16 protein-coding genes are annotated in these 22,184 nt (G+C 44.1%); 8 read left to right on the top strand and 8 right to left on the bottom strand.

What is annotated here, in order from left to right:
- Nucleotides 1-614: 614 nt before the first annotated feature.
- The 3 genes from AB6E08_RS03365 to AB6E08_RS03355 all read right to left on the bottom strand — a co-directional run bounded on the left by AB6E08_RS03365 (nt 615) and on the right by AB6E08_RS03355 (nt 6,440).
- A complete protein-coding gene (locus AB6E08_RS03365; RefSeq protein WP_009847560.1) occupies nt 615-4,004 on the bottom strand; it encodes a response regulator in 3,390 nt (1,129 codons plus the stop codon).
- A gap of 217 nt (nt 4,005-4,221) precedes the next feature.
- Nucleotides 4,222-5,244, bottom strand: coding sequence for a 16S rRNA (guanine(1207)-N(2))-methyltransferase RsmC (rsmC, locus tag AB6E08_RS03360; protein ID WP_372065824.1), 1,023 nt, complete (start codon nt 5,242-5,244; stop codon nt 4,222-4,224).
- 110 nt (nt 5,245-5,354) lie between these two features.
- On the bottom strand, nt 5,355-6,440 hold the full coding sequence (locus AB6E08_RS03355; RefSeq protein WP_009847558.1) for an AI-2E family transporter: 1,086 nt from the start codon (nt 6,438-6,440) through the stop codon (nt 5,355-5,357).
- Between the two features lie 76 nt (nt 6,441-6,516).
- On the opposite strand from AB6E08_RS03355, the gene AB6E08_RS03350 reads away from it, so the two are divergent.
- Nucleotides 6,517-6,642 carry a hypothetical protein gene (locus tag AB6E08_RS03350; RefSeq protein ID WP_009847557.1) on the top strand — a complete coding sequence of 42 codons (126 nt, stop codon included), beginning with the start codon at nt 6,517-6,519 and terminating at the stop codon, nt 6,640-6,642.
- A 141-nt stretch (nt 6,643-6,783) separates the two neighbouring features.
- Here AB6E08_RS03350 and hemL read toward each other — a convergent pair whose 3' ends face one another.
- The gene (gene hemL, locus AB6E08_RS03345) at nt 6,784-8,079 is read right to left on the bottom strand and encodes a glutamate-1-semialdehyde 2,1-aminomutase (protein ID WP_017084255.1); all 1,296 of its coding nucleotides are present in this window, start codon (nt 8,077-8,079) and stop codon (nt 6,784-6,786) included.
- A 296-nt stretch (nt 8,080-8,375) separates the two neighbouring features.
- Here hemL and erpA point away from each other — a divergent pair, with 296 nt between their 5' ends.
- The 3 genes from erpA to AB6E08_RS03330 all read left to right on the top strand — a co-directional run bounded on the left by erpA (nt 8,376) and on the right by AB6E08_RS03330 (nt 13,305).
- Nucleotides 8,376-8,717, top strand: a complete 342-nt coding sequence (gene erpA, locus AB6E08_RS03340) for an iron-sulfur cluster insertion protein ErpA (protein ID WP_004734539.1) — start codon at nt 8,376-8,378, stop codon at nt 8,715-8,717.
- Between the two features lie 339 nt (nt 8,718-9,056).
- Entirely contained in the window at nt 9,057-10,181 is a 1,125-nt protein-coding gene (locus AB6E08_RS03335; RefSeq protein WP_108167090.1) for an efflux RND transporter periplasmic adaptor subunit, read from the top strand.
- A 10-nt stretch (nt 10,182-10,191) separates the two neighbouring features.
- Nucleotides 10,192-13,305: an efflux RND transporter permease subunit gene (locus AB6E08_RS03330; RefSeq protein WP_372065827.1), complete on the top strand. Its 3,114-nt coding sequence runs from the start codon at nt 10,192-10,194 to the stop codon at nt 13,303-13,305.
- A gap of 90 nt (nt 13,306-13,395) precedes the next feature.
- On the opposite strand, the gene AB6E08_RS03325 is transcribed toward AB6E08_RS03330, so the two are convergent.
- Nucleotides 13,396-14,685: a peptidoglycan DD-metalloendopeptidase family protein gene (locus AB6E08_RS03325; protein ID WP_017088382.1), complete on the bottom strand. Its 1,290-nt coding sequence runs from the start codon at nt 14,683-14,685 to the stop codon at nt 13,396-13,398.
- Nucleotides 14,686-14,814: 129 nt separating this feature from the next.
- Between AB6E08_RS03325 and tyrS the strand changes: the two genes are divergently transcribed.
- Nucleotides 14,815-16,002, top strand: coding sequence for a tyrosine--tRNA ligase (tyrS, locus tag AB6E08_RS03320; protein ID WP_004734518.1), 1,188 nt, complete (start codon nt 14,815-14,817; stop codon nt 16,000-16,002).
- 396 nt (nt 16,003-16,398) lie between these two features.
- Nucleotides 16,399-17,244 carry a magnesium transporter gene (locus tag AB6E08_RS03315; RefSeq protein ID WP_029222294.1) on the top strand — a complete coding sequence of 282 codons (846 nt, stop codon included), beginning with the start codon at nt 16,399-16,401 and terminating at the stop codon, nt 17,242-17,244.
- Between the two features lie 135 nt (nt 17,245-17,379).
- Here the strand turns inward: AB6E08_RS03315 and dacB are convergent, their stop codons facing one another.
- The gene (dacB, locus tag AB6E08_RS03310) at nt 17,380-18,813 is read right to left on the bottom strand and encodes a serine-type D-Ala-D-Ala carboxypeptidase (RefSeq protein WP_372065831.1); all 1,434 of its coding nucleotides are present in this window, start codon (nt 18,811-18,813) and stop codon (nt 17,380-17,382) included.
- Between the two features lie 112 nt (nt 18,814-18,925).
- Nucleotides 18,926-19,990: a porin gene (locus AB6E08_RS03305; RefSeq protein ID WP_372065833.1), complete on the bottom strand. Its 1,065-nt coding sequence runs from the start codon at nt 19,988-19,990 to the stop codon at nt 18,926-18,928.
- 513 nt (nt 19,991-20,503) lie between these two features.
- On the opposite strand from AB6E08_RS03305, the gene greA reads away from it, so the two are divergent.
- A complete protein-coding gene (greA, locus tag AB6E08_RS03300) occupies nt 20,504-20,977 on the top strand; it encodes a transcription elongation factor GreA (protein ID WP_017084249.1) in 474 nt (157 codons plus the stop codon).
- Nucleotides 20,978-21,099: 122 nt separating this feature from the next.
- Here greA and yhbY read toward each other — a convergent pair whose 3' ends face one another.
- Nucleotides 21,100-21,396: a ribosome assembly RNA-binding protein YhbY gene (yhbY, locus tag AB6E08_RS03295; RefSeq protein WP_004734509.1), complete on the bottom strand. Its 297-nt coding sequence runs from the start codon at nt 21,394-21,396 to the stop codon at nt 21,100-21,102.
- 114 nt (nt 21,397-21,510) lie between these two features.
- On the opposite strand from yhbY, the gene rlmE reads away from it, so the two are divergent.
- A complete protein-coding gene (gene rlmE / locus AB6E08_RS03290; RefSeq protein ID WP_004734508.1) occupies nt 21,511-22,140 on the top strand; it encodes a 23S rRNA (uridine(2552)-2'-O)-methyltransferase RlmE in 630 nt (209 codons plus the stop codon).
- Nucleotides 22,141-22,184 lie beyond the last annotated feature (44 nt).

Below are 22,184 nucleotides of genomic sequence, written 5' to 3'. Positions count from 1 at the left end.
CTCTTCTTCGTTGCTCCAGATTCATCTTTGATTCTGAGAAGTGGTAAGAGTGGCCTGTAGGCCTTTGGCAGGAGTAAGAAAACACCTTATCGATGAATTAATCAAACTCGTTTCCCGTCAAAAACGTTAAAAACACACAGCGCCACGTCATTAACGTCAAAATGGCTTGCTTTGGTGGTTTTTTGTGCGCAATTGTTAAGGTGATGTGACTCGCATTTGGTTTTGTGGTGGTGGTTTTTTGTAAGTAATCACTAACCTTTTTGGCTTTTAATTATAGAGGCTTATCTTGCTGTGGTGTAATTGTAGATCTCGGTCACTTACCTATTTTACGTTAAATTTTTCTAGAAAATTAAATCTGCCGTTCTGTTGTGACTCGCTTCTCAAACTGCAACAAAGAGCCGGAGGAATGTGAAATTCAGCCAAGAATAAGACTCAAAATAGTAACTGAACTGGTGATTGTTTAAGTTTGAGTAACGTGTCATTTTGCTTGTTTAATGCCGTAAAAGAAGTGTATTTGAATCGACATCATTGTCCTTTGGTCGCGTACGATATTCACAAAAAAGCCCACGCTAGGTGGGCTTCATTATTTACAGTAGCTTGAGCTTACTTCAGAGCTAACTGGTCAGTAGTTTTTGTAGCTTATCCCTTAGTGTCTCAATATGAGTTCTTTCAGGTGTCTGTTCTTTACAGTGCTCAAGTATAAACTCGATAGAGCTCAGTACCGTTCGCCAGCGAGGTGTTTTCGGTAGGGTTTCTACACGTAGATATTTGTCTAGCGTTCTAGTTTGCAGGGTACTGCGGTCTAGGTAGACGCGCCACAAGCCACTCTTCTCAGCGAAGGCAAACTTGGTTTCCCCTGTAACAGACTCCCAGTAGATGATGGCATTAGTCATGACATCGACCAGCACTTCACGCATCAGCTCTTGTTTGTTTTTACCTTCACCGGTTGCTTTATCTGCAAGGCGAGTAAATTCACCACCAAGCTCTTTCAGTTGTTGAAGTTTATCTTTGTCACCCTCAAAAGCGTAGCTTGAAAGTGCCTCAACCGCCGTTTCAAGGTTATTGACTCGGTTTGAGTTAACCCCACCACCAACATTAAAGATATACATGGTGTCGAGCCCTGAGCCTTCAGGTAGCTTAAGGATATCACTTGGTATGCGCTGACGAGTGTCGTCTATATAGATATCAATATCACCACAGTAGTGAGCTTGTTCCACCTTAAGGTATTTAGGCGCAATGATCTCATCGGCCATAGAGCGTTTAAGCTGCTCTTGCCCGCGCCTAAATAGTTTTGCTGCAGCTTCGTTGGCAAATCGAATTCGTTGGTCATCACGAATACAGATGATGGCCTCAGGGGCTGATTCTAGCTGCTCTAGCAAGCGCCCTTGAGTTTCTAGCAGGTTCGCTTCAACCATGGCTCTGTGTTTAAGCTCCAGTTGCAATTGATCATTCTCAAGACGCCTTTGCTCAGCTTTACTTGCTGATAAGTGAGCCGTGATTCGCGCCGCCAGTTCTTGTTTGTTGAACGGTTTAGATAAGTAATCGTTGGCGCCAGCTTCAAAACCACGAACACGGTCTTCTGCTTGATTAAGAGCTGTGAGCATGATGATTGGCAACTGTGCATGATCGTATTGCTTACGCAGTGCTTCACACACCTGATAGCCACTCATACCTGGCATCATAATATCGAGAAGAAGTAACTCTGGCTTCTCTTTCTCAATCAGTTCAATGGTTTCAGGGCCGTCACATGCGGTGCGCACTCGATAACCTTCCAATTTCAAGAAACTGTCTAGCACGCGTAAGTTTACTGGTTCATCGTCGGCGATAACCAGTAACGGACCGTCTGGATCTTCACTGATAACACTATTTTCTTGTTGGCTGTTATCAATTAAATCTGGCGCTTGGAAGTGCGAATAGCTTCCTGAATCACTGTAGTTATCCAATTCTTCTTGGGTGGCTAAAGGCAGGGTAAAGCTGAACGTCGTACCAAGCATTGGTTGGCTACTTACGTACAGTGAACCGCCCATCAGTTCAATCAGTTGACGACTTATGGACAACCCAAGCCCTGCACCTTGGCGGTAGTTACTGGAGTCTTGTCCTGCTTGAATCAGTGGCTCAAAGATGTGTTCTAAGTATTCAGCAGGTATGCCTTGGCCTGTATCAACAACTTGTACACGAATGTTGTCGTCGATAACGCTTGCTGAGATAACAATTTTACCTTCTGATGTGTACTTGATGGCATTGCCGACCAAGTTATACATCACTTGTTCTAATCGTTGAGGATCGGACGAAACCAACCCTAAGTCACTGGGTACTTGGTTAATAATTCGGATTGGCTTATTGCCCAACAGATGATGAGACAATTCTAGTACCAAGCTGGTAGCAGCAGATAAATCAACAGCAGATTTATTTATGTCTAAACTGCCGTAGCGCATTTTGTGGTAATCAAGTAGATCATCGACCAGTGTTGCCAATCTCTGGCCACTATTGATGATGATATCCAACTGGTACTTCTGGTTGGCAGGAATAGGACCGTTTGCGCCAGATATTAGCGCTTCAGCGATACCTACCATGCCATGTAATGGCGTTCTCAATTCGTGTGATGTTGTTGCTAAGAATTCATCTTTAAGTTTGTTGGCCAGTTGCAACTCTTCATTTTGTTTTTGAATGGTCTTAAGGTTGTCTTCAAGCTCATCATTTTGGCTCTTAATGAGCAGCATCTTTTCACGAATCGAACGTTGCATTCTTTCGAAGCTTACCGCGAGGCGGCCTATCTCATCTTTTCGTTCAGTATTAATCATGGTTTCATCAAGGTCACCCGCAGAGACTTTCTCTGCTGCCCATGTGAGCTTGAGTAACGGTGATGTGATGAAGTTAGACAGATAATGAGATGCGACAAATACAAGAATAATCGCCGTCAACATCACGATCACAAAGATCTTTTCTAACTGATGAATACGGGCAAACGCTTCTTTCTCTGGAAGCTCGACGACGAGTGCCCAAGTCGCATATTTGAGCTCAATTGGAGTATATGCAGCGATGATCGCTTGATCCTGAGCGTTGTCGAAGGTGCCAACGGCCGTTTCTCCTGCCAGAGCTTTATCAACAACATCTAAACTCAGATTAATCGACTCTTGTGAATGGGCAAGGCTACGTGGCAGATGATCATCGCCGACAAGCAAGGTTTGAATATTCGAACTCTTGTTGAGATCGGCAATAAGCTTAGTAATACCATTGATGGGCAGTCTAAACATGGCGTAACTGTGTAGGTAGCCCTGTTGAACGATAGGGGCGCCTAACCATGCGGTCTGTTTACCATTTTCGTCTTTAAAGTCAGAAACGATAACCGGTGTGTAGTCTTCGTTGGATTTGCGTTTGTCTTTTACGTCCTTTTCCAGGCGTTGAAAGGTTTTGCCGAGGTTTGCATCTTTGTACTTACCAGTCAGCAAGTTGGTGCCGTAGTCATCGCGCTTAAAAACTGAATAAGCGATGTTACCGTTAATGTCGACCAATAAAATGTCGTCAAAATCTGAACGCTTAAGCAGCTCTAAATAAGAGTTGTGGTAGCGCTTGTGAAGTAGACGATAGCGCTCACTGCCAATAAAGCTGCTGGATTCAGGAAGAATCGATGTTTTGATTTGATCGCCCGATCCTTGAATGTAGCGCTGCTGCGCATTAGCGCGTGCTTCGTCAATGTCTAACCCTAGGCGTTGGAATGCATTGATCAAACCATAGAATCGTCCGCCACTGGCATTGGCAAGCTCTGAGCGCACAAAACCCATCACTTGGGATTCTTGAGCTTGTAGGTAATCGACAATTTGCTGCTGTTTAGTATCACGGACGGAAACAAGGTGCGAAGTACTTTGTTCCTGAAGATCCTGACTGTGCGATTGGAGGAAAAATATCGCGATAAGTGTTACTGGGGTAATACTAAGGACAAGAAATGCCAGCATTAGGGTATTTTGAAGGCGCTTAAACTTCTGCTTACGATAGAATCTAAACATAAATTGGGTACTACTTTCCTTTGATGTACTGCTTGAAAGGGATGAAAACAAGTACAGAGAATAGAATTAACGGGTTCCAATTTAACGAAATTAACGAGTTTTTTTACTTTGACAAGTAAGTGGTATTTAAAGCGTGTGCAAAAGCTCATTTTTATGGGCTTTTGATAGAAATATGAACAGACAGCGCAGATATTGACCCTGCGCTGTGTTAGATAGGCTATTTGCTTGCGTGATAGATCGCGAATTTGGTGGTCTTATTTAGAGTCGCGCATTTTCCAAAAGCTTGCTCAATAATTGGTATGTATTTTAAAAAACTGTTCGCAACAATAATCATCTCACCAGAACGCTTCATGTGGTTAGGAGCCTGAGCAAGTAAGGTTTCAGTCGCACTGTAGCTTGTATCCAAACCAGAATGGAATGGTGGGTTACTGATGATGAATTGGTAATCTTTTGATGTGTCAGAGTAGACATCTGAGGCGAAGACATTACCTGTTAAACCATTCGCTTCTAGCGTTGCTTGGCTAGACGCCACGGCAAATGCACTGATGTCGCACATTTCCAGTTCGATATCAGGGTGACGAGATGTCATTACCGCGCCCAATACGCCTGCACCACAACCGAAATCCAGTACTTTACCTTTCAGTTTTGGCAGGGTATCAAGTAATAGTTGGCTACCAACATCAAATTGACCATGACTGAAGACGCCTGGAAGACTTTTCACGGTTAGTGATTGCTCACCAATGTTAACCGTGTAGGTTTTAAACCACTCTTGCAGGTTGAAGGCTGGTGGTTGCTCGAAGCATTGACCCCAGTAGAAAGAACAACGACGCGCTGAATCGTATTTCACGACTTTGCCGTAAGGAGTGAACATCTTCTCGATACTTTTAACACCAGAACGATTTTCGCCAACTACGACAATTTCGGTATCTTTACCTAACTTGGCAAATAACATCGCCAACAGAAATTCCGCTTCCGCTTTGGCCTTTGGCCAGTACAGCATCACTAAATCGGCCTTGGTCTCTTCGGTAAACTCCGCACCATAAAAACGTTGGATGGTGCTGCAGCCTTCTAATTGACGGTAGTAGCTGTAATTAGAAGTAAACACGGTGACTGATTCACAATGTTTCGCTAATTCAACAGGGAATAAGTCTTCTGCCTCACCTGCAACTAAAACATGTTTGCCTTCAAAGTAGGCGAGTTGACGTTGAGCAATTTGGCTTGGGGCAATATAAGCTGACATAGGACACTCTATTGAATCGTTAGCAAAAAATGAGGGCGGATTTTCGCATAATCCGCCCAAAGCTTGAAGTGTTTAATACGGGTTCGGCAACCAAGTTGCTGAACAGTTGATCAACTCTTGTCTTGCTGGTTTAAAAAGTCTTTAAACTCTTCATCGTAAATATTGAAAAGAACGATAGTAATAGCAAAGATCAGTGGGCCGTAGATAAGACCAATTAGACCAAAAAGTTGAATACCACCCAACAGTGAGAAGAAGATCATTAGGGTATTCATGCCTGCACTACCTTGCATCAGCAGCGGGCGCAGTAGGTTGTCAATTGAGCCAACAATCGCGACACAGTAAACCGTTAGGAAAATCGCCCATGTGGTATCACCAGTTAGGAACAAGTAGGTTGCGGCTGGGATCCAGATTAGAGCAGTACCGACCACTGGGATGAAAGAGGCAAAGCCCATCATGGTGCCCCAGAACAACCCAGGGAAACCAGCAATCCACATACCTAAACCACCCGCAAAACCTTGCGCTATTGCGGTTAAGAATGAGCCCATAACGGCAGACTTAGAAACTTGCTCAATCTCAGTGAGGAGCTTGTCTTCTTGGCTACGAGATAGCGGAAGAATATGACGAACCACACTGATGATTTTGTCGTGATCTCTTAATAAGAAGAACAGAACAAACAGCATCAAGAAGAAATCCATTAAGAAGTTGGTCGCATCACCAAGGATTTTCGCACTGATACCAACCAGTTTAGAACCAAAACTTGTCGCGAATTCTCCGACTTTCTGTGCGATGGCTTGGGGCTCAATGTTGTCGAAAGGCAGGTAGTTATTCACAAACGACAGCGCTTTGACCACAAGTGGGTGTGCAAACAGAGTCTGAATACCGCCGTGTGTCACCCATTGGTACGTATTCTGAGAGAACAGAGAGCCTTGCTGAACAATTGCTGCAAATACTGCCAATAAAGGGATAACAATAATGAAAGTCAGGATCACACAAGAAAGTAGAGAGACTACGTTCTCTTTATTCGGTATCTTCTTTTCAAGCCATTCGTGAATTGGAAACATCAGCAACGAGATGATGAATGCCATTACTATGGAATTTACATAAGGCTCGATAAGCAAGTAACAAGCATAAGCCGCCGCAAGCAGGGCAATGATGATCACCCAGTGGCTGGTATTGATTTTGAGTTTTTCTGACACGTTAATGGTCTCTATATTTGCGTTCTGAGTTTATAATGGCTGCAAAACAGAGAGTTAGCAATGAGGAGTTTTGATAATGGGTTGCTGTAATAAAGATAAGAAATGCCAAGACGAAGAACAGCAAATAAAAAAAGAGATCCCTTGGTTCAGAATGTTCCTAGGTACGCTGATGTTGTTGGTTTTTCTTTTCTGGGAACGTTAGACGTTTTTAGTTCAGTTTTAGCCTTAATCGAAGGGTAAATAATCTGTCATATTTGTGGTTAACGAGCGTGATGTATTAAAAAGGGCTGCATCTAATGCAGCCCTAAATTCAATCGGTTAGCGACTTATAAAGTGCTTTCGATTATTTGCTTTCAGCAGCAATGATCGCAAGAGAGCGGTCAGCAGCTTCTAGTGTTGCATCCAGTTCTTTTGAACCATGAGCAAGAGAAGTAAAGCTTGCTTCGAATGCTGAAGGTGCAAGGTAAACACCGTGATCTAACATTAGATGGAAGAAGCGCTTGAAGCGTTCTACATCACACTTAGTTACATCTTCGTAGCACGTTACCGTTTCTTGGTCTGTGAAGAAGAAACCAAACATACCACCAACTTGGTGAACTAGCATAGGGATACCATGCTTGTCAGCAAGTTGCTTGAAGCCATTTGCCAACTGCTTAGTTTTAGACGCTAGACGCTTTTCGTTGCCTTCTTCTCTCAGAAGATTCAAGCATGCGTAGCCAGCAGCCATTGCAACAGGGTTACCAGAAAGCGTACCTGCTTGGTAAACAGGCCCCGTTGGTGCGATGTATTGCATCACGTCTTTACGACCACCAAAAGCACCCACTGGCATGCCGCCGCCAATCACTTTACCAAGACACGTTAAGTCTGGCTTGATGTTGTAGTAAGCCTGAGCACAACCTTCAGCAACGCGGAAGCCTGTCATTACTTCATCAAAGATTAGCAACGCACCTTCTTGGTCACAGATTTCACGTAGACCTTCGTGGAAGCCTTCGACTGGAGGGATGCAGTTCATGTTACCCGCTACAGGCTCAACGATGATACAAGCGATCTCGCCTTTGTTTGCTGCGAAGATTTCACGTACTGAATCTAGATTGTTGAAGGTTGCTGTTAGCGTTAGTTTCGCAAAATCAGCAGGTACACCAGGAGAGCTTGGTTGACCTAAAGTCAGTGCGCCAGAACCTGCTTTTACCAGTAGGCTGTCTGCGTGACCGTGGTAACAGCCTTCAAACTTAAGAATTTTGTCACGACCAGTAAAGCCACGAGCAAGACGAATCGCACTCATTGTTGCTTCTGTACCTGAGCTCACCATACGCAGCTGTTCCATTGATGGAACCATCTCAGAGACAAGTTCAGCCATTTTGATTTCAGTTTCGGTTGGAGCACCGAAGCTAAGGCCGCGTTGCGCTGCATCAATGACAGCTTCACGGATAACTGCGTGGTTGTGACCAAGGATCATTGGGCCCCAAGAGCCAACGTAATCGATATATGCTTTCCCATCAGCATCAAAAAGAAGTGGGCCGTCAGCTCTATCAACGAAGATTGGAGAACCACCTACACCGTTAAAAGCGCGCACTGGAGAGTTAACGCCACCTGGAATAGTTTGCTGTGCCTTTTGATACAGTTCTGCTGATTTGGTCATTGATATATCCTCTTTTGACTGTCGGACCAATTGGCACGCATTGTACCTATCCAGAATCCAACTAGGAATGCTTTCGCCGATATAATCCCCCGAATCTGGTTGTTTTGTGTGGTTACACGTTTTAATTGTCAGATATGGGCGAGTTTACGACAGTAAAAGGAACGATCCTGTGGTGAATACTTGAACGTTTCAGTCAGGTATTAGATAATCACCAGAATATAAGAAAATACTCAACAACTATGGTCTCGAATTAGATTTGTATCATGTTGTTTTTGACACAGGTAAGAGAGGTTGTCGTGAGCGAAGTAAATATCCCATTGTCTTTTTCTGATGCAGCAGCTACACGCGTACAAACGCTAATTGCTGAAGAAGAAAACCCAGAACTAAAACTGCGTGTATACATTACAGGTGGCGGTTGTAGTGGTTTCCAATACGGCTTCACATTTGATGAAAAAGTAAATGATGGCGACACTACTATTGTAAACAGCGGTGTTACGCTGGTTGTTGACCCAATGAGCCTACAGTACTTAATGGGTGGCATGGTTGATTACACTGAAGGCCTAGAAGGCGCTCGTTTCTTTGTGAACAACCCGAACGCGACAACAACATGTGGTTGTGGTGCATCATTTAGCGTCTAACGTGAACTGAAAGGTAGCTTGAACTGAGAGCTACATTAGAAATATTTTAAACGCTGAGCTCATGCTCGGCGTTTTTGTTTTTAAGAAATACATCATATAAAACAGACAGTAATTCGACCTGTTCTAGCCATACACACTAAGAGGTATTTAGAGTGGGAATGTGTAATCTTTATTTTATCCACCTGCCTTATAGTAAACGCCATATTTTTTAAACTGTCGATAGAGTCCAACTTCGTTGGGTGTGGGTCTGTTAAGGTTACCGCTGTGCATCAGGATGTTGCATATGACAGTGTTAAGCTAATTAGCGCGCCTTAATAACATCGGACAAAAGGATTTGCTATGCCCACTCTATTTTCTAACTCTCCACTTTTTCAGAAACTGAAGCAGCCGTGGTTGGTTTCTCTGATTCTAGTTGTGCTGTTGTCGATTTGGCTTGGTTTAGGGGTGGGGCAAGCGGAAGAGTCGTCTGAGAAAAAAGTGACAGAAATTCCGTTGGCTAAGGTCTCCTTTCAAACATTTACTTCATCACCGACCTTTAAAACGATTGATCTCTATGGTCGAACGGCGCCCGATAGACATGCTCGTTTGGGGGCTGAAGTTGCGGGCAAGGTTGTTAGATTGAACGTTGTTAAGGGCGATGCGGTTAAAGTTGGACAAGCCATTGCTCAGATAGATAAAGGTGATTTAGAGATTCAACTAGAGCGAGCATCTGCGTTATATCGCTTGAAGCAGAAAGAATTCAAAGCGGCGCAATCTTTGAAGAAAAGAGGGCTGCAAGGTGAGATAGCCTATACCACTGCCGAGGCTTCATTAACGGAAGCAAAGGCCATGAAGCGCAATGCGGAATTGGCTTTAAAGAATACTGTGATTACTTCGCCTTTTTCGGGTGTGGTTCAAGACTTGATGGTGGAACTGGGCGATTTCGTTGGCGTTGGCGACCCTGTCGCAGGCGTTATTGACCTCGATCCTTTGGTTATTGAGGCCGATGTCAGTGAGCGTCATATCCAGCATTTGCTAGTCAATCAATCTGCTTTGGTTCGCTTGTTAGGGCGAGAAGAAGCGGAAGGCCGCTTACGCTATGTTTCTCGTATCTCTTCTGCTGCTACCAATACCTTCCCAATAGAGATTGAAATCGATAATTCCAAAGGCCTATTACCTGCAGGTGTCAGTGCAGAAGTAACACTCAACCTAGAAACAAGAGATGCAATCAAGATTACACCTGCCATGCTGGCACTGGATGAGGCAGGTAACCTTGGGGTCAAAACTTTGGTTTCAGTCGATGACTCACCAACCGTGAAATTTGTAGGCATTCAGCTAGTAAAGGCAGAGCAAGATGGAGTTTGGCTCACAGGACTTGGACAACGCGTCGATATCATCACAGTAGGCCAAGGGTTTGTTCGTGATGGTGATTCGGTGATTGCTGTTGAGCAAGGCGCTGAACTCTCTACTGTAATTGCTGAGTAGGAGATAGCCGATGTATTCAATTATTGATGCAGCCTTGTCTCGTGCTCGAACAATGCTCTCCCTTTTAGCGTTAATCCTTGTAGCCGGTGTCGTCACCTATATCACGATACCTAAGGAATCGAGCCCAGACATTACCATCCCAATTATCTATGTTTCGGTCGGGCACCAAGGGATCTCGCCAACGGATGCAGAACGTTTATTAGTTCGACCTATTGAGCAAGAGCTTAGGTCAATCGAAGGCGTAAAAGAGATGACAGCAACCGCAGCAGAAGGGCACGCCTCTGTGGTGTTAGAGTTTAATGTTGGCGTCGATCTTACTAAAGCGATGGCTGATGTTCGTGACGCTGTTGATCTGGCTAAGCCCAAATTACCAGAAGATAGCGATGAGCCGACTGTAAATGAAGTTACCCTCGCTTCTGAGCAGCCTGTGTTGTCAGTGGTTCTTTTTGGTACCGTGCCTGAGCGCACCATAGTGCAAATTGCCCGAGAGCTTGGAGACAAATTAGAAAGCTATCGCCAAATCCTTGAAGTCGATATTGCGGGCGATCGCGATGACATCGTCGAGATCATTGTCGATCCGCTGTTGATGGAGAGTTACAGCCTAGATCAAGCGGACATCTATAATCTGATTGCTTTGAATAACCGAGTGGTGGCCGCAGGCTTTGTTGATACAGGCTACGGGCGTTTTTCGGTCAAAGTCCCTTCTGTGTTTAACTCTTTAAAAGACGTACTAGAGTTGCCAATCAAAGTGGATGGTAAACAGGTAGTGACCTTTGGCGATGTGGCTACAGTTCGTCGAGCGTTTCGAGATCCTGAAAGCTTTGCCCGTTTAGATGGCAAATCCGCGGTGGTCTTGGATATCAAGAAGCGTGCAGGTGAAAATATCATCGAAACCGTAGAGTTAGTTAAAGCGGTTATGGCTGTTGCTCAACAACAAGCGAAATGGCCAAATAACTTATTAGTTAAATACACCTGGGATGAATCTAAAGATGTGAAGATCATGCTCAACGATCTTCAAAACAATATCTTGTCCGCCATCATTTTAGTGGTGATCGTTATCATCGCCATTCTTGGTGTTCGAACCGCGCTATTGGTCGGAATTTCAATTCCTGGATCATTCCTCACGGGATTGTTGGTGTTGTCTGTGTTTGGTCTAACCGTCAACATCGTGGTGCTGTTCTCGTTGATTATGGCGGTCGGGATGTTGGTTGATGGCGCGATTGTGGTGACCGAGTTTGCCGACAGGCGAATGCAAGAAGGTGAAGGGCGTAAAGCCGCTTACCGAGATGCAGCGAAACGAATGGCGTGGCCAATAACGGCATCAACTGCTACAACCTTGGCTGCATTTGCTCCGTTACTGTTTTGGCCGGATGTAACGGGCGAATTCATGAAGTTCCTGCCATTAACGTTGATTGCAACCTTAACCGCTTCATTGATTATGGCGTTGTTGTTTGTGCCTGTACTCGGTGGTTTGATTGGTAAACCTCAATATGTATCGCCCAAAAGCCAAGCTCGAATGGTGGCACTGCATAATGGTGATTTTTCACAAGCGACAGGCTTAACCAAAGCGTACTACCACACGTTGTCGATTGCGATTAAGCACCCCTTTAAGATTCTTTTCAGTGCGATATTACTTGCGGTTGCGGTTGGATTTACTTACTCAAAGGCAGGTCTAGGCGCAGAGTTCTTCCCAGAAGTGGATCCGCCATTCTTTAACGTCAAAGTTCGCTCCCATGGTGATCTTTCTATCCAAGAGAAAGACGTCATCATGCGTGATATTGAGTTGATGATGCTCAATCATGATGAGTTCGATACCGTTTATACGCGTACTGGTGGTGACGATCAGATTGGTTTGATCTCGATTACCCCGGTTGATTGGCAATACCGTCGCAGTGTTAAGGCGATCATTGAAGAATTAAAGGTGCACACCGAACAATACGCTGGGGTCGAGATTGAATATAAGTTTCCTGATGCAGGGCCTCCGGTTGAAAATGACTTAGTGATTGAGCTATCTGCCAAAACTCCTGAACAGCTTAATCAGGCTGCAAAGATCGTAAGAGGTTGGGCGGATGGTAATCAAGCACTGACTAATATCAGTGATACTGCAAGTAAAGACGGTATTGATTGGAAGGTGGATATTCGCCGAGACGATGCTGCGCGTTTTTCGGCTGATGCGACCTTGGTCGGCAATACCGTTCAATTTGTCACTAACGGGCTAAAGATTGGTGACTACCTACCTGATGACTCATCAGAAGAGGTCGATATCTTGGTGCGCTACCCAAGCGATAAAAGAGATATTGGGCGCTTTGACCAGTTAAGAGTCAAAACACCAGCAGGCTTGGTGCCGATCACTAACTTTGCTCAGATAGTGCCAGACCACAAGCAGGACACGATAAAGCGCCTTGATGGTAAGCGTGTGGTGAACATCATGGCGGATATGGAAGAGGGTTATAATCTTGCACTCGAACTGCCAAAGATTGAGCAAGCGTTAAGTGAGTTAGGTTTACCGAGTAGTGTCGAGTTTCGTATTTGTGGTCAAAATGAAGAACAAGAAAACTCGTCAGCCTTCTTACAAAGTGCTTTCTTAGTTGCATTGGCGGTGATGGCTTTGATTTTGATTACTCAGTTCAATAGCTTCTATCAAGCGTTTTTGATTCTTAGTGCGGTGCTGTTCTCAACGGTTGGTGTGTTTGTTGGTTTGCTTATCTTTCAGCGTCCGTTTGGCATTGTGATGTCCGGTATTGGAGTGATAGCGCTGGCAGGAATTGTGGTAAACAACAATATTGTGCTGATTGATACCTATAACCAACTGATAAAATGCGGCTTGGACAAGCGAGATGCGATTCTCAGGACAGGTGTTCAGCGTTTAAGACCAGTAATACTGACTACGGTTACCACCATTTTAGGTTTGATGCCGATGGTGTTAGAGATGAACATCGATCTGATTAATCAAAAGATAGAATTCGGTGCGCCGAGCACGCAGTGGTGGTCACAACTAGCTACAGCCATTGCGGGAGGTTTGGCCTTTGCAACGGTACTAACCTTGGTGCTGACACCTTGTCTGTTGATGTTAGGGCGAGATAAGAAGCCCGATATGATCCAAAGCAACGACGATGAACGATAAATACTAGTTCGGCGGAAATGAAAAGAGCGCCTTGGTGGGCGCTCTTTTCGTTGGTTTAGATGGCTATTAATCTAATTAGTCGCTAGTCACCTAATTAGTTGCTAGTAACTGGCCGTATCGCTCTAGGTTACTCAATCGAATTTCTGAGTTCGCAATAAATGTTGCTTTTGCTTTACCTGTTAACGACTTAGATTGCGGTAATTTCACGGTACGCGCATTTTTATGTACGCCATTAACCAAGAATTCATAATGTAAGTGTGGGCCAGTCACACGGCCTGTACCGCCCAAAGTACCAATGGTTTGGCCTTGTTTAACTCGTTGACCTGTTTTCACCATACGTCGCTTCATGTGCAGGTACTTGGTGATGTAGGTGTTGCTGTGGCGGATAAACACGTAGTTACCATTAAATTGGTTGTAACCAGACTTCTGAACAATACCGTCACCGGCTGCCCAGATAGGCGTGCCAACAGGAGCTGCGTAATCGGTGCCGCGGTGAGCTCGAACCTTACCGGTTACTGGGTGTCTCCTGGTAGGATTAAAGTTTGATGTTACGCGACGAAAATCAATTGGTGAGCGCAAGAACGCTTTCTTCATTGCTCGACCATTTTCATCGAAGTAGTTGCCGCTCTTATCATCCAATACCGCGGTAAATGAATCGCCTTGGTTTTTGAATACGGCTGCCATGATCTTACCGCGACCAACCACCTCACCTTCAACCACTTTCTCTTGGTATAAGATTTTGAAGCTGTCGTTCTTACGAATATCTAACGCAAAGTCGATATCCCAACCGAAGATACCGGCGAGTTCCATGATTTGGTTTGCGGTTAAACCTGCGCTAACGCCTGCATTCCAGAAGTTAGACGTGATGTTGGCTTCAGCGTAATTGTATTGGTAGGCAACTTCTTTTTTGTCGAAACTTGATGAGAAAGAATCGCCAGACTTAGTGATCTTGAAGCTTTCAAACGCACTAAGTTGTCGTTTTAACTGAATAAGGTCGTTGTTCTCATCGAAGCCGAACTGCAATACATCGCCAGGTCTTAGGTTAGACAGCTGCTTCTTAATATCGTTATTGGTATTGAGTAGCGTGATCAGCAAGCGGTATGAGAGGCCAATACGTTCAAATAAGACAGAGGTGCTTTCGCCAGAACGAACGGTGTATTTCTCCCAATTAAGCACAGCCGTCGGCGGTGCGTCACTCGAGCTAACAAGTGCAGATGCATTGATAGTCAGTGGGTAATGTTTCCCCACCACTAAAGCGCCCGTATCGTCACGTAAACTGCTGACATCGGGGAGTAAGAAAATCGCGACGAAAATTACGGCACTAAAAAATGCGATAAAAGCCCGGTGCAAAATAGGAAGGCGTGCAAAAATAGACAACATGTTCCGGTTCGTTCTGTAAATATTATGAAAATCGACGACGGAATAGTGTAACTGGTTTCAAAATACATCGCTATTCAAGTAAGATGTCTAATTATTATATTTTTGCCAAATCTGTGGGAGTGAACAAGAATGGCGAGTATTGAAGCTGCACTAGCCGAGATCAAACGTGGCGTAGAAGAACTGATTCCAGAAGACGAACTGATTGCTAAATTAAAAGAAGGTCGTCCTTTACGCATTAAGCTGGGTGCCGATCCAACCGCTCCAGATATCCACCTAGGCCATACGGTTATCTTTAACAAGCTTCGTGCTTTCCAAGAGCTTGGTCATGAAGTGACATTCCTTATTGGTGATTTCACTGCAATGGTTGGTGATCCATCAGGTAAGAACTCAACGCGTCCACCGCTAAGCCGTGAAGACGTATTGAAGAATGCTGAAACTTACAAAGAGCAAGTATTCAAGATTCTAGATCCTGCGAAAACGCAAATTCGTTTCAACTCTGAGTGGCTATCTGAGCTTGGCGCTGAAGGCATGATTCGTCTTGCTTCTAACCAAACGGTTGCTCGTATGCTTGAGCGTGATGACTTTAAAAAGCGTTACGCTGGTGGTCAACCGATCGCTATCCACGAATTCATGTACCCACTTCTACAAGGTCACGACTCTGTTGCATTAGAGAGCGACGTTGAGCTTGGCGGTACTGACCAGAAGTTTAACCTTCTAATGGGTCGTGAACTGCAAAAAGCAGCAGGTCAAAAACCACAAGCGGTACTGATGATGCCATTACTTGTAGGTCTAGACGGCGTTAAGAAGATGTCTAAGTCTGCGCACAACTACATCGGTATTAGCGAAGCACCAAGCGAGATGTTTGGTAAGATCATGTCTATCTCTGACGATCTAATGTGGAGCTACTACGAGCTACTGTCTTTCCGTCCACTTGAAGAAGTTGCGGAACTGAAAGCTGGCGTTGAGGCGGGCAAAAACCCTCGTGACGTTAAAGTACTTCTAGCGAAAGAGATCATTGCTCGTTTCCATAGTGAAGCCGATGCTGAAGCCGCTGAGCAAGAGTTCGTTAACCGTTTTGCTAAGAACCAAGTGCCTGATGAAATGCCTGAATTTGAATTCGAAGCCGGCCTACCGATTGCGAACGTTCTGAAAGAAGCGGGTCTTGTAAACTCTACTTCTGATGCGATGCGTATGATCAAGCAAGGCGCTGCTAAGCTTGAAGGCGAGAAGATTGAAGATAGCAAATTCGTACCTGAAGCTGGTACTGCAGTTTACCAAGTAGGTAAGCGTAAGTTTGCTCGTATTACTATCAAGTAATATTAAATCTCAATGATTTAACGAAAAGGCATCTGCGGATGCCTTTTTTATTTCCCCTAATTATTGACTCCTATTTATTGACAGGAATTTGACGAAGTTTTTGAACGGCTATTGCTACACTATGCGCGCTGTCATATTGACAGTAATTCTGGAGATTTTTATGAACAATACCGACCATCCTCCTAGTTTGAATGGAGAAGAATAACCCGTCTCGGTATTGATCTATTGTCCTGCCGTTCGGGTAGGGTATCTTTGTTTTTCCCCCTCATTCTTTTCCACACACTAGATTCTAACAAGTAGACACACCAGTAGCTTTCAGTTCTTGGTGCGCATAAATCTATAAACTTATGCTATTTGTTTTGATGGTCGTTACCTTTGCCAATCGGGAGATTCGCCATGACGGTAATGAACAACACTTTTTTATCTATCGAAGCTTTGTACACAGAGCAAGACATCCAAGCTGTATCGAATGCATTTCAACAGTATGGGCGTGAGCAACAAATTAACCTTTTGAACCGAATGCCGCTTGAAGATGCGGTGTTAGTACTTGGGCAATGCTCTCTCAGTATTATTCAGACTTTACTTAGTGAGCTAGAAGAGCAGGGCTTTGAGAAGCGCTCTCGACATCTAGCTCACCAACTAGGGCTGATCTACTCAGAGGTTGAGCCTCAACAAGGTTACCTTTCAACTGGAGTGCTAAGCCACGTAAGGCAACGTATCGGTTGGATTATTGCCTTAGCGCTGTTGGGTATTGTCTCTGGGCTTATCATTGCTCAGTATGAAGACATTCTTAGTCAGCTAGTACTTCTGGCGATCTATATGCCGGTGATCGCTGCTGCTGGGGGTAACACCGGAACACAAGCCGCGACTCTGGTCATCAGGGCTTTAGCCACGGGCGAGTTGAAGAAGCGCCAATGGGCGAACGTTTTATGGAAAGAACTTAGAGTTGCCATCTGCTTGGCGCTTGCGATTGCCTTGGTGATGATAGGCCGCATCTTACTGTTCAGTGACAACCAATCAACGGGTGGCTACGACATTAATATGATTGCTTACGCGATTGCTGTCGCTCTGTTTATTCAAGTGACAATATCAACCGTGCTTGGCGCTGGATTGCCGATTGTTGCTCGGTTATTCAAGTTAGATCCTGCGGTGCTGGTGAGCCCTGTACTGGCTTCAATTGTCGATATTTCAGGGATGTGGATTTACTTCACGGTAGTGAATTCATTCTTGGGTATTGCTTAACGCTTTTAAATAAAGACTCTGAAAATAAAAAGCACCGCCGAAGAAAAACATCTTAGGAAGAAAAATGGCGCTGAAGATCTTAAATCTTCAGCGCCATTTTTATTGTTTAAGTAGAAGCTTACAGAGAGTTAAACATTACTTAGATTTGCTTTGTGTTTGACTGAATTCGACCACATCTTTGTAGAAAGCACGTTCAAACTGGGTGATTGGTGCTTCCACTGGTTTGTCTGGATCTTGTTCTTCAGGGAAGTAATCACGGACAAATTGCACAAACAGAGAGTTTGGTTTTCCCGCCTTATCTAATCCGTATCCCGCCATGTTGTAACTGCCGTATAGAGAACCACTTTTGGCGATAATGTTGCCTTGAATCGGTGCTTTCCTCATGCTTTGACGGTATTTAAGCGTCCCATCAGTGCCCGAAGTTGGCATTGCCCCAATGAGGTTTAGTTGTTTGTCGTTATCCCAGATATAACGAAGCACTTGAGCCATGGTCTGTGACCTCATTCGGTTATTTCTGGATAGTCCTGAACCATCGACCAGCTGCGCTTTACTGAGGTCAATATTAGCTTTGGTCAGCAATATCTGCTTTATCGCTTCAGTACCGTTATTGAAACTTCCTGGTTGAACATAAAATGTCGCTCCTAGCGTTTTAGTTAGATTATCTGCGATAAGGTTATCCGACTTCTTGAGCATGATATCGAGCAGTTCAGGAAGCTTTTCTGAGTTGTGACTAGCCACTAACTTGGTTTTTTCTGCTTTTGCTTTTTTGCCAACAATCACATCGCCTTTAACTTGGATTTTCAGCTCTTCAAGAAGCGATGTCACGACTTGATAGGTATAAAGCTCGGGGTTTTGAATCGCAAACTTGAGTGGTAGTGGCTTCTTACGCTCTACTAAGCAACCAGAGAGCTTGTAAGCGTTGTCTGGAGTGGTAATGAGCTCTAAGTCGCATTGTGTCGCCTTCTGCCCTGATCGAGTTACGGTGGCTGCGGTGGTTGTCACGTCTATCGGATAGTGAGCGGGAATATAGACACGAGTGCTGCCGTTATCTTTTGTATAAATAGAGGCTTGTGCGCAGTTGTTGTCTAAGGTCATCGCACTCGAAGGCGCGCTGTAACAAACGCCTAAAATGTCCCAAGGCCAACCCACCGCGCGTTGATAGCCCGTATAAGCCGAGTTATCTAGGTATAAGTTGCCCTTGATGGTTCTGGATTGAGATTTTGCGTATTGAGCCAAAAGGCTTTTAAGCTGTTCTCGTTGTAGGGTCGGGTCGCCACTGAATGCGATCACGACATCTTTATTAGAACGCGCAATGCTGGTCGTGTAGTTAAAATTATCTCCTAACTCCAATTTGGCTGCCAAAGCGGTGACTAGCTTTAACGTACTGGCGGGTGGGTAAAAGCCATCGCTATTGGTGTTCAACTCACTCGAATCATCACTCAATGACTTCAGTATCAAGCTTGTGCTACTGCCATCGGGCAGTTTATCTAGAGGGAGGTATTCGAAAGCACTAATTGAATAGCTACACAGTGACAAACCACATAGGAGTAAGCTGGATAGAAGGCGCATAGAAGGTTTTCTTGGATGACTGATGTTTTCAGTATACAGATATAAAAAACGCCCGCTATAGAGCGGGCGTTTTGATTCTCAATTAACTAATTAATCAATTAGATAATCAGAATTAGAAGTCGTAACGTAGACCTAGAGCGATTTCGTCTTCAGCGGCAGCTTTAGATGCATTACCGTTTACTAGAGATGTACCGCCGATCTTGTCACCTTCAGAAATTAGGTTGAAGTTGTACGAGATGTACGTGCGGAAGTTAGGCTTGAAGTAGTAAGTTGCATCGATTGCAACGTTATCTGCAGAAGTCTCATCGTTAGTTTCTGCGTTGTTGTACGTTAGAGTAAACGCAGTTTTATCTAGCGTGTACGCAGTTGCAAATTCGTAACCTGTGTAATCTACAGTACGGCGTAGAGTGTCAGCTTCTTTCTCACCGTCAGTGAATACACCTGCAAAGTATAGAGCTTCAGTGCGGAAAGATGCCGCTAGCATGTATTCGTTGTCTAGGTCTTGATCAGCGTAACCCGCACCTAGCTTGAAGCCAGAATCGCCGATTGCGTAGATACCAGATAGAGAGTAACCATCTTCACCGTTGTCGTCGTAACCACTGTCAGTTGCTGAATCTGTACGATCTGCAAAGCGGTAGCTTGCTTTTACGCTTAGGTCTTGGAATTGACCTTTGTAAGAAAGCATGTTGTCTGTACGGTCTGCTGCTGCAAGTTTGTCTGCTGCGGAATTACCGTGGTAAGACATGATATCAGTGAAGTCTGTGATAACGCCTAGAGCGCCGTCGTTCTTACCGTATGTCACTTCTCCGAATGTACCGCCGATACCAGCGTAAGCGTAACGGTTGTCTAAACTGTCTACCGTAACTTTTTCGCCAGATGTATTTAGTACAGTTTCTGGGTTAGAAACGAATTCGCCTTCGTAGAAACCAACACCGTATAGGCCGTCTTGGATTTCAACTTTACCTAGGAAGTTAAGACGTACACGTGTTTTGTCTTCAGCTTTGCCATCTTTTAGAGATAGACGAGCTTCAGCACGACCACCGATCTCTAGAGAAGTGCCGTTTGAGCTGTATACAGAAGTGCCGTCGATACCACCAGCTTGTTTACCGTCCGCTGCCACTGCGTTAGTAGCAAGAGCTGCAGCAGATACAGCAAGCGCGATCATAGTCTTGTTCATGTTATTAATTCCTAATTACTGTCCATAGAAGTTTTATCAAGGATTTGAACCCTTTTGTGTATTGCCTGTATTAATCAGGCTTCATAATCATGATTAGAACAGAAGTCTGAAAAATGCCAGTGCAATCCATGGGTTACTTTTTACCTCTAAAGTTCCATAGTAAGTTAGTAAAATGATATAAAACCAAAAAATGAACACTGTTTTATTATATCTCTTGTTGTTTAAGTGTATGTTTTAAAGTGTTTTTTATAAAAGTGTGATCTGTGTTTATTTTGTTTGTTTTTTGTTTTTTTAGGTATTTAACTCTCTGCCTATTGATGGGGGAGTTATTATTCATTTTTGTGATGTCTGTAATTTAGACCTAGATAAAGCTTTTATAACGCAAAGTGGAATAAAGGTGATTTAGCCATAAAGTTTGTTTACACTAAGCCAAATCGTTTTGTTTCTATCACCCAATAAATGCGTTGGGTGTATTTATGTTGGCCAAAGAAAGCTTTGGCATAGAGGTAAAAAATGGAAAAGGTTCCAATGACAGTGCGTGGCGCTCAGCAGCTACGTGACGAATTAGATCGCCTACTTAAGCTACGTCCTATTATTTCAGCAGCTATTGGTGAAGCACGTGAACTCGGTGACTTGAAAGAGAATGCAGAGTACCACGCCGCTCGTGAAGAGCAGGGTATCTGTGAAGCTCAAATTCGAGATATCGAATACAAGCTATCGCTAGCTCAGATCATCGACGTAACTCAAATGGATAACACAGGCAAGGTTATCTTTGGTACTACGGTTACTTTGATTGACGTAGATACTGATGAAGAGTTCCGTTACCAAATCGTTTCTGAAGATGAAGCTGAAATCAAAACTGGCCGCATTTCGGTGAAATCACCGATCGCTCGTGGCCTTATTGGTAAGATGGAAGGTGACGAGGTTATTATCTCTACACCTGGCGGCGATAAAGATTTCGAAATCGACAAAGTAGAATACATCTAATTGAATTTACTTTGGTTCTAATAAGTAAAAAGGTCGCTAATGCGACCTTTTTCGTTTCTCACGCTACACTAAAAGACAAGCACGGTGGCTTTCTTGTGGAGCTAGCTTGATGTCAAACTAGCTTATTTGCGTGGAATCTCGATTTTACGTGCTTCTGACTGACGGAACAGTACTAGAACTTTACCGATAGTCTGTACTTTCTCAGCTTTAGATTCACGTACAATTGCATCGATAATCAGTTGCTTAGTCTCACGGTCTTCTGATGCAACTTTAATCTTGATCAGTTCGTGGTGGTCTAGAGCTAATTCGATTTCCGCTAGAACAGCTTCAGTAAGTCCATTTGCGCCCATTAGCACTACAGGTTTTAAACTGTGAGCTAGGCCCTTTAGATGCTGCTTTTGTTTGGTACTTAGGTTCATTACGCGGCCAATTTTATTTAGTATTAGGGTTGAAAAAACCTATTTTAACGCCATCTAAAGCTGAAGACTATAATTTATTCAGCAATTAGTACTTTCCTCCAATTTAGGTATCCAATGAGCAAACAGAAACATTCGGCCAGTTCAGGCCGTTGGTTGAAGGAACACTTCGACGACAAGTATGCAAATGAAGCAAGAAAAAGAGGCTATCGTTCGCGTGCTTATTTCAAAATGGAAGAGATTCAAACGAAAGATAAATTGCTGACTCCTGGGATGACCATTGTGGATTTGGGCGCAGCGCCTGGCGGTTGGTCTCAATATGCTGCTAAGATTATCGGAGACAACGGTCAAATCATTGCTTGTGACTTGCTACCTATGGATCCGATTGCTGGAGTGAGCTTTTTACAAGGTGATTTCCGCGAAGAAGCTGTGCTAGATGCCTTGTTGGAACGTATACAACCAAACATGGTTGATGTCGTGATGTCTGATATGGCACCTAATATAGCAGGCAACAATTCTGTGGATCAGCCGAGAGCTATGTATTTAGTTGAATTAGCTTTGGATATGTGTCGACAAGTTCTAGCTACCAATGGTAGTTTTGTTGTAAAAGTATTCCAAGGCGAAGGGTTTGACCAATATGTTAAGGACGTCCGTGAGATGTTTAAAACAGTCAAAGTGAGAAAACCCGACTCTTCTCGAGCTCGATCTCGTGAAGTGTTTATCGTAGCAACTGGTTACAAAGGTTAACGATTCTCTTCCAAGAGTGAGAGTTAACAACATGGCTACAGGTT

Source organism: Vibrio sp. 10N.247.310.24, assembly GCF_041467175.1.
GTDB lineage: Bacteria > Pseudomonadota > Gammaproteobacteria > Enterobacterales > Vibrionaceae > Vibrio > Vibrio tasmaniensis_A.
Note: the sequence above shows the minus strand (reverse complement) of the source record. Positions and strands in the feature narration are given on the sequence as shown.